At 66.6% G+C, this 2,276-nt stretch carries 1 protein-coding gene and 1 pseudogene; one reads left to right on the top strand and one right to left on the bottom strand.

Annotated features, from left to right (window positions below; all coding sequences use genetic code 11):
* Window positions 1-1,409: helix-turn-helix domain-containing protein (locus FNJ47_RS45705; RefSeq protein ID WP_163163310.1), on the bottom strand; the 1,409-nt coding region annotated here is incomplete at its 3' end.
* 373 nt (window positions 1,410-1,782) lie between these two features.
* On the opposite strand from FNJ47_RS45705, the pseudogene FNJ47_RS45700 reads away from it, so the two are divergent.
* Window positions 1,783-2,276, top strand: a pseudogene (locus FNJ47_RS45700) (acetamidase/formamidase family protein); the annotation flags it as partial.

The raw sequence follows: 2,276 nt of genomic DNA, 5'->3' as shown, positions 1-2,276 counted from the left end.
CCGGTGCAGATATGCACACCGAGGCCTTCGCCGGCGCCGCGGCCGAAGATCGAACCATCCATCGGGCCTGCACCGCGCCGCTCGACCGACTTGCCCTCGGCGGTCCAGCGAAACACGCTCTCGGCGCCCGGGTCGCCCTCGATCATGCGCTCGTAATCATCGAAGGCGTGCTGGGTCAGCGTCTCGATCGTCACCAGCGCGCCCGATTGCACGCGCATGACCGGCGGGATGCTGCGGCTGAGATAGCCCCAATGGGCGGTCTCCCTCGACACCTTGAGATGGTGGTGTGACGCGCCTCGCCCCTCCGGCGCAGCCGCAGGCGGCTCAACCGGCAGCACCGGCTCTTGCTGCGCAATGGTCTCGTGCGCCACCGGACCTGGCGCGAGCCGCAGCACCGTTGCGGTGCCGCGCGCAAGGCGTGGCCGGCCGCGCGTGCGCTCGGCCTCGGCTTCACGCGGCACGGCCTTGCGGAAGTCGCGCGGCGAGGTGCCGTAGGTCGCGCTGAACATGCGGCTGAAATGCGCCTGATCGGTGAAGCCCCAGCGGTAGCTGATTTCAGCGATGCGCTGGTCGGCATAGTTCGGATCGATCAGGTCGTTGCAGCAGCGTTCCAGCCGCCGCTCGCGCACGTAGGCCGAGAATGTCGTGTTCTGCCGTTCGAACAACCGCTGCAGGTAACGTTGCGACAGCCCTTCCTGCCGCGCGATGTCGGCGATGGTCAGGCTGGCATTGCCGAGCTGGGCCTCGATCGCGGCATCGACCCGCCGCAAGTGACCGGCCTGCACCTGCGTCATCGCCTCGGCATCGAGCCGTATCTCGCCGAGCAGTGCGCCGGCGACGAGCTCGGTGATCGCGACCTCGGCCGTGGCGAGATCGGCCTTGTCCAGGATCGCGAAATTGCCGCCCAGCGTCCGCATCACCGGACGGACGGCGGCGGCCGCGATCGTCGCGCCGAGCACGGCCGGCAGACGCAGACGATTGTGCCCGAGCCGGCCGAGCAGCCGCTCACGCGGCAGTTCGAGCAGCAGGATCTCGAAATCCTCCCGCAGCGTCATGCGCCAGGGCGATTGCAGGTCGCACACCGAGATGTCGTTGTCGGCGAACTCGCAACTGCGTTGACCGGAGGCGATGCTGCCACGGCCGTAGGCATGAAAGATGATGGCGACCCGCGCCGGCATTCCCGGCGACGCCGCATGACCGTTGCAGACGATCTGCTGCTCGGTCGAACGCAGCAGCGCAAGCTGGCCGCCGCTCGTCGAGTGCTTTGCAGTCAACTCGCCGAACTGGAATTGGCAGGCGTCCGGCAATTCGCAATCGAGCAGCAGCCCGGCCAGCGCCTCGCGCCAGACCTCCCGCCGGTTTTGCCGCGGGATCGCATCGACCGAAATCCGATAGGTCGTCGCGACCATCACCCCTCCAGGCCGGAGCTCCGCAACCTTCAAGTCACGGAGCCGTGAAGGCAGCGTGCACCGATTGCACGGAGGCGGCAAGCGTGTTGCAGCAGCACATGCTGCCCAGCCTGCGTGCAATGGCCCTTCTGCCGACCACGAGCCGCCAGCGATGATCGCAGCGCAACTTGATCAGATGCGCCCAAATTCTTGACCGTCCCGGCCATGCCGCAATGCGAAGGCAGCCGCCGCAGATGCCTTGCACGCCTTTGCACATGCTTTCGCGTCGCAACGAACACAAGCGCGCCTACAAATTATTGGGCGCGCTTGGTCATGTCGGAGCGGCCCTGTGCCATGCACTCTCACGCGCACTCGATCCATGGAGGAGCTCAGGATGTGCGCAGGTGACGACAAGAATTGCCCGGAATTCGAATTGCATCATCGACAGTTCAAGAAGACCCTCGACCGGGAACGCCGCTCGTTCCTGCGCTCGAGCTTCGCGGCGGCGGGCGGCGCCGCGGCGATGACTGCCGGCGGCATCTCGCTGGTGACGCCGAAGATGGCGGCGGCGGCCGAGAAGCATCAGCCGGCGCAACGCGGCTACCATCATTTGCCGGCCAATGCCGACACCGTGCATTGGGGTTATTTCAGCAAGTCGCTGAAGCCGCGCGTCGAGATCAGTTCCGGCGACTTCGTCACGATCGAGGCGCTGACGCATCACGCCAATGACGATGCCGAGCGCATGGTGAAGGGCGATCCCGGCGTCGAGAGCGTGTATCTCTGGACCAAGGAGAAGAAGGGCGTGAACCGGCGCGGCGCCGGCCCGATGGATGCTTCACTGTTCGGACGCGGCGCGGGCGAAGGCCTCGGTGTGCATATCTGCACCGG

The sequence above is a fragment of the Bradyrhizobium uaiense genome (assembly GCF_010811875.1).
Lineage (GTDB): Bacteria > Pseudomonadota > Alphaproteobacteria > Rhizobiales > Xanthobacteraceae > Bradyrhizobium > Bradyrhizobium uaiense.
Note: the sequence above shows the minus strand (reverse complement) of the source record. Positions and strands in the feature narration are given on the sequence as shown.